The organism is Acidimicrobiales bacterium, assembly GCA_035316325.1.
Classification (GTDB): domain Bacteria; phylum Actinomycetota; class Acidimicrobiia; order Acidimicrobiales; family VFJN01; genus DASXTK01.
Map to the genome: position 1 here is coordinate 1 of DATHJB010000149.1, position 6,209 is coordinate 6,209.

Annotated in this window: 6 protein-coding genes; 3 read left to right on the plus strand and 3 right to left on the minus strand. The window is 73.5% G+C overall.

Translation table 11 applies throughout. The annotated features are described in order from the left end of the window. From VK611_19715 to VK611_19725, 3 genes are all read left to right on the plus strand, one after another. Positions 1–2,547: RHS repeat-associated core domain-containing protein (locus tag VK611_19715; GenBank protein ID HMG43567.1), on the plus strand; the 2,547-nt coding region annotated here is incomplete at its 5' end. Positions 2,548–2,559: 12 nt separating this feature from the next. Next, positions 2,560–2,943, plus strand: coding sequence for a hypothetical protein (locus VK611_19720; protein ID HMG43568.1), 384 nt, complete (start codon positions 2,560–2,562; stop codon positions 2,941–2,943). Positions 2,944–2,968: 25 nt separating this feature from the next. After that, on the plus strand, positions 2,969–4,348 hold the full coding sequence (locus VK611_19725; GenBank protein ID HMG43569.1) for a sensor domain-containing diguanylate cyclase: 1,380 nt from the start codon (positions 2,969–2,971) through the stop codon (positions 4,346–4,348). A gap of 242 nt (positions 4,349–4,590) precedes the next feature. Here VK611_19725 and VK611_19730 read toward each other — a convergent pair whose 3' ends face one another. From VK611_19730 to VK611_19740, 3 genes are read right to left on the minus strand one after another with little or no spacing between them, the layout of a single operon-like run. Then, positions 4,591–4,872: a WXG100 family type VII secretion target gene (locus VK611_19730; GenBank protein ID HMG43570.1), complete on the minus strand. Its 282-nt coding sequence runs from the start codon at positions 4,870–4,872 to the stop codon at positions 4,591–4,593. Positions 4,873–4,928: 56 nt separating this feature from the next. Continuing rightward, positions 4,929–5,930 carry a PHB depolymerase family esterase gene (locus tag VK611_19735; protein ID HMG43571.1) on the minus strand — a complete coding sequence of 334 codons (1,002 nt, stop codon included), beginning with the start codon at positions 5,928–5,930 and terminating at the stop codon, positions 4,929–4,931. Between the two features lie 57 nt (positions 5,931–5,987). Next, positions 5,988–6,164 carry a VOC family protein gene (locus VK611_19740; protein HMG43572.1) on the minus strand — a complete coding sequence of 59 codons (177 nt, stop codon included), beginning with the start codon at positions 6,162–6,164 and terminating at the stop codon, positions 5,988–5,990. Positions 6,165–6,209: the final 45 nt, after the last annotated feature.

Below are 6,209 nucleotides of genomic sequence, written 5' to 3' on the forward strand. Positions count from 1 at the left end.
GCCGGCCGCCGGGTCGCCGTGGTCGATCCGTCGGGGCGGCGCTGGGTGCAGCGCCACGACGGCGACGGGCGCGTCACCCGGGTCGTCGCGCCGACGGGGGACACGGTGCGCTTCCGCTATGGCGGGGGCGGCCGGCTCGTCGCCCGGGTGTCGTCGGCGGGCGGCACCACCCGGTACGAGCGCGACCTGGTGGGCCGGCCGGTGGCCGTGACCGACCCGACGGGCGGCGTCACCCGCTTCACGTGGGACGCCGCTGGTCGGCTGGCGTCGGCGACCGATCCGCTCGGCGGTGTGACCCGCTACGAGCACGACGCCCGGGGCTTCCTGCGCACGGTCGTCGATCCCCTCGGGGGTCGGGTGGAGCACCGCTACGACGCCGTCGGGCGGTTGGTGGAGCGCCGTGACCAGCTCGGCCGCCGGACCCGCTGGGAGCACGACCCGGCCGGGCGGCTGCTGCGGCGGACGCTGCCCGGCGGCTGCGGGGACGTGCGCTGGTGGTACGACGGGTCGGGCCGGACGCGGGCGATCGGGGTGGGTGACGCCGAGCGGGTGCGGTTCTCGCGGGACCTCCTGGGGCGGCCGGTGGTGGTGGAGGAGCCGGGGTTCCGGCACGAGCTGGAGTGGTCGGCGACCGGCCGCCTCGTCGCCCGGCGCCGCAACGGCCTCGGCCTCAGCTGGCGCTACGACCTCGACGGCCGGCGTGTCGCCGTCGGCTACCCGGACGGCTCCGAGACGACGTTCACGCACGACGCCGCGGGCCAGGTCGTCGCAGCGGCCCACCCGGCGCTCGGCCCGGTGGAGTTGGAGCTGGAGCACGACGCGGCGGGGCGGCTGGTGCGCCGGGGGTCCGAGCGGTGGCGGTACCGGGACGGGGTGTTCGTCGGCCACGAGTCGGCCGGTCGGGTCACGTCGCTCGCACGGGATGCGGCCGGGCGGGTCGTGGCGGCGACGGTCGCCGGCGGGGCCACGACCACCTACGCCTACGACGCCGCGGGCCAGCTCGTCGCTGCCGGCGACTGGAGGTTCACCTACGACCCCGCCGGCCGCCTCGTCGCCGAGTCCGGTCCCGCCGGCGAGACGACCTACGCCTACGACGCCGCCCACCAGCTGCAGACCTGCCGCTACGACGCCGCGGGCCGCCGGGTGGACGGCCAGGAGTGGGACTGGCTCGGCCACCTCTCGAGGACCGGCGACACGTCTCTCCACGTCGACGCCCTGGGCGACCTGGCCGAGGTCGACGGCATGCCCCTCCTCTGGGACCCCACCTCGCCGGTCCCTGAGCTCCGCTGGCTCGACGGCACCACGATCGTCGGCGCCGACGAGGCGTGGGCCACCGTCGGCGGCCGCGACGGGCAGGCCGACTGGCTCACCCACGACTGGCAGGGCTCGGTCGTCGGCCCGACCAGCGATCCGTGGGGGCCGGCGGGCGGGTCGTCGCTCGGCCTCGGGTATCGGGGCGAGCTGGAGATCGACGGCCTGGTGTGGCTCCGCAACCGGGCCTACGACCCCGCCACCCGGGCGTTCCTGTCGCCCGACCCGCTGCCCGGCCTGCCTGGCCGGCCCTACGCCGCTCACCCGTACCACTACGCCGGCAACGACCCGGTCGGCGCCGTCGACCCGTTCGGCCTGCGGCCCATGACCGAGGCCGACCTGGCCGCCTACCGGGAGGCGGCGGCCAGCAGCGGCCTGCTCGACCCGGTCACCGGCTGGGTGGCCGACAACTGGGAGTACCTGGCGGCCGGCGCCATGATCGTCGCCGGGGGAGCGCTGCTGTTCACCGGGGCCGGGATCGTGCTCGGGGGCGCGCTGCTGGCGGGCGGCCTCAGCATGGGCTCCCAGCGCCTGGTCACCGGCCAGGTCGACTGGCGGCAGGTGGGGGTCGACATGGTCATCGGTGGCCTGTCGGCCGGTGCCGGCTCGTGGGCCAGCGGCCTGACCAGCACCAGTGCGGCCACGTGGTCGACCCTGAGCCGCACCGCCCTCCAGGTCGGCGTGAGCACCACGGTCGACGTCAGCGGCGGTATGGCCGCCCGCCAACTCACCGACCAGAACCCCTTCGACCCCCAGGCCCTCGCGCTCGACACCCTCACCGGCGTCGCCGGCGGCGGCATCGATGGGATCCGCGCCCCCCGCCCCGGCATCAACCCCAAGACGTGGGAGTACGGGCGCATCGCCGATCCCGACATCCTCGGTTACACCGACGACTACGGCCAGATCACGATCCGCCACGACATCCACCCGACGCGGTTCCCGGCGACGCTCCGCCACGAGCAGGTTCACGCCGCGCTGAGCCCCACCGAGGGCACCATGCTGGCCGGGCCCCGGGCCGCCGTTCATCACTGGCTCTACGAGAACTCCCAGCTGGTGAACTACACAGAGGAGGCGTTGGCAGAGGGGATCGCTACCCGCGACCTGCCGCACGCCCTTCGCTACCCGTTCGAGGAGAGATACGGGTTGAGCCCTCGCGGCGTGGCGATCGAGGCCGCGGGCGTCGCCGGAGCGACGGGCGCCGGCGCGTACGCGGCGTACGAAGTCTTAGGAGACTGAGGAGAACCTGCCGTGACGTCGGACGAGCGCAACGACGATGATGAGTACCCCGTCCTCGTCTTGGGAGAGACGGTTCGGGTGCACGGCGTCTACGTGGCGCACTGGGAGGTGGCACGATTCGAGCTGCGCCGCCGTCGCCGCTATCGCTGGCTCGGGGATGCTCGGGTTCTTTGCCTCCTGGAGCCCCGCGAGGGCATCGCCGACGGCGTGAGGGACGTCGCCGGGGTGCCGCAGCCGGACAATTGGCGTCTCCACCCGGGTCTCCGCTTCGACGTCGTGGCGGACGTGACGCCGGTGGAGTACGGGCGCTTCGGTCATCGCGGCATGCTGCGGTGGAGGTTGCGGGTGGAGGAGTGGGTGTCGGTGGTGCAGGTCGACCGGCGGACGGGTTCGTGATGGAGAACCTGCGGGGAGGCGCGCGATGATCGTCGGGGACGTCCGTGGCTGGGAGACGGGGGTGGTGGTGGAGACCGACGAGGAGGAGGTCGCTCCGGCGATAGCGGAGCGGCTCGTGCGGGCGCTCGACCGGTCGCCGTCGTCGATCGTGATCCTCATCGACGAGGACCTCCAGATCCGCTGGCTGAGCCGGTCCGCCAGCTGGGTCACCGGCTCCGACCCCGACGACCGCGAGGGCACCAGCTCGCTCGACCGGATCCACCCGGACGACGTCGGCCGCATCCTCCACGCCCTCGACCAGCTCCGCACCGCCAGCCAGTCGCCGCTCCCCGGGCCCACCCGACCGGTGAGCGCACCGCTGCGCTACCGGTTCCAGCGCTTCGACGACGACCGCTGGGTGGTCATGGAGGCACAGGTCCACAACCTGCTCGACGACCCCGACGTGCGCGGCATGCTCGTGATCTCCCGCCAGGTGACCGGCGAGCTGGACGGCGTCGGCCACGTCATCGACCTGCTCGTCACCGACGCCCCGATGGCGACGGTGCTGGGCGCCTGCGCCGGCCTCGTCCCCGACGTCGTGGGCACCGCCGCGGTGGTGGGGCTCGTCGACGGCAGCCCGGTGATCGGGGCGAGGGAGGGCAGCGTCGCCGAGCACCTCGTCGCCGACGACCGCTGGTGGACCGCCACGCTGGCCGACGGCGAGGTGCGCGCCCCCGGCGACTTCGCCGGCTTCCCCGACGTCCTCGCCGACAAGGCCCGGGCCGAGGGCTTCCGCACGGCCTGGGTGTCGCCGCTGTTCGACGGGGCGACGGCCGCGGTCGTCGGGTGCCTGGTGGTGTGGGTGCGCACGAGCGGGGAGCGCAACATCGTCGACGACGACGCCCTGCGGCAGGCCGAGCGCCTGGCCAGCATGGTGATCGGCGAGCAGCGCCGCCACCACGCCCTCGACCGGGCGGCCGTGACCGACCCGCTGACCGGCGTCGGCAACCGGGCCGCCCTCCACCGCCGCCTCGACGCGGCCGGCGACACCGTCGCCATGGCGATCATCGACCTCGACGACTTCAAGCCCGTCAACGACCGCCACGGCCACGAGACGGGCGACGCCGTCCTGAAGGTGGTGGCCAAGCGGCTGTCAGGGGCGGTCCGCGAGGGCGACCTGGTGGTGCGCTTCGGCGGCGACGAGTTCGCCGTCGTGTTCGCCGCCGGCACCCCCGGAGTCGGGCTGGCGGGCGCCCAGCAGCGGATCGTCGAGGCCATCGAGGCCCCGATCAAGCTCCGCAACGGCCTGGTCCTGTCGGTGACCGCCAGCGTCGGTTTCGCCACCGCCGCCCCGAGCGCCGTCACGAAGGCCGCCGACACCGCCCTCTACCGGGCCAAGCACCTCTCCCGCACCCGGCCAGACTGACGCCCGGCGCCCCTAGATGCCTAGTTCCCCGGAGGTTGGCGAGTCGTTTGTGGTCGTTTGTTGTTCTCGAGTCGCCTGTGATCGGTCTCCGACGACGAACGACTCGACTGTGGGTTTGCGACCACAGATGACTCGGGACGGGACGGTCTCCGGGCACCGCACGATCAGGCCGGTCCGGGCTCGATGCGGCAGGGGGCAACCATTTCGGTCGCCCTACGCCGCAGCGACGGGCGCTGCCGTGGTTAGGCGTTGCCGCCGGCGGACTGGATGTTGGTGTTGACGGTCATGATGTCGTCGCTCATCATGCCGAGCCGTTCGATGGCGGTGTTGAGGGCCTGCTTGGTGGCGGGCCACTCCTCGTAGAAGCGGTGGGCGGCGGCGCCGTCGAAGTTGGCGGTGTTGAGTGAGTCGCCGTGGGAGATCAGCGTGTTGATGGCCTCGACCAGGCCCCCGCTGATGGTCCGCTTCATGGAGTCGATCGACTGGATCGCCTCGGGTGTCGAAGTGACAACGCCTTCCGCCATGGTTCGCCTCCGCTCGCCGCGTCCTGCTCGCATCGTAGGGCAACGCACACCCTGTGTCAGGGGCGGGGATGGGCGAGGAGGAAGCGGACCAGCTCCGCCGTTGCGTCGTAGCCGGCGTCGCCCGCGCTGGACCGGGGTGTCAGGCGGGACGTGCCGCCCGGCCAGGCGTGGGGAGCGCCGGCGATGGTGACGAAGGTGGCGGCCGACCCGTCGTCGCACGGCTCGCGCCGGGCTGTGGTGACGTCGCCGTCGGTCGTCTCCTCGGGTGCGGGGCAGCCGTCGGCGTCGGCCAGGTGGTCGAAGCCGTCGAGCGGCGGCGGGAAGGCGACCCCGGCGACCGACTCCGGACCGACGCCCCCGTCGATGGGCAGGTTCTGGTCGGCGGTGCCGTGCACGTGGATCACCGAGACGGGCTGCGACGGCTCGCACGGCTCGAGGGCGAGCGTGCCGGCCACCACGCCGATGCCGACCACCCGGTCGGCCAGCTCGCAGGCGAGGCGGTAGCTCATGATCCCGCCGTTGGAGTGCCCGAAGGCGAAGACCCGGTGGGGGTCGATCGGCTGCTCCGCCTCGACCGTGTCGATCAGCGCGGCGAGGAAGCCCACGTCGTCGACGTCCTCCCGGGCGGCGACGGCGCAGCACGTCCCGCCGTTCCACACGCCGCCCCGTCCGTTGGCGACCTTCACGCCGTCCGGGTGGACCACGACGAACCCGTTGCTCTCCGCCAGCCCCTCGACGTGGTTCGTGGTGGCGAACTGGTCGCCCCACCCGGTGCCGCCGTGGAGGCCGACGAACAACGGCACCGGCCCGTCGGGCAGGTCGGCGGGGACGTAGAGCCGGTAGGTCCGCTCCCGCCCCTCGAACGTCAACGTCCCGTGGGTGACGGTCCCCACCGGCTCCGCCGCCGCGTCGAGATCCACGGCGGTCGTGGTGGTCGTCGTCGTGGTGGTGGTCGTGGTCGTGGGCTCCGGCGTCGTCTCCTCGGAGTCTCGGCTGCACGCCGCCGCCACCAGGCCCGACACCGCCGCCACCACCAGCCACCCGCGGGAAGTCGTCATGGCCTCCAGAGTCCCCGCCGTTTGTGAGGCGACGGTTAGGCCCTCGTCAGGGTCGGCTCACAAGATCCCAGCGGTTGCCGGCCACGTCGAGGAACACCGCCACACGCCCGTACGGCTCCGAGCGCGGCGGCCGCACGACGAGTCCTCCACGAGGTCGAACCCCAGCGTGCCCACGAAGAACTCGACCGCCGGGTCGTAGTCGTCGACCAGGAGCGAGATCAGACCGATCTGCACCCCGGCACACTACGAGCGGCCGCTACTGCGGGGCGCAGACCTCCA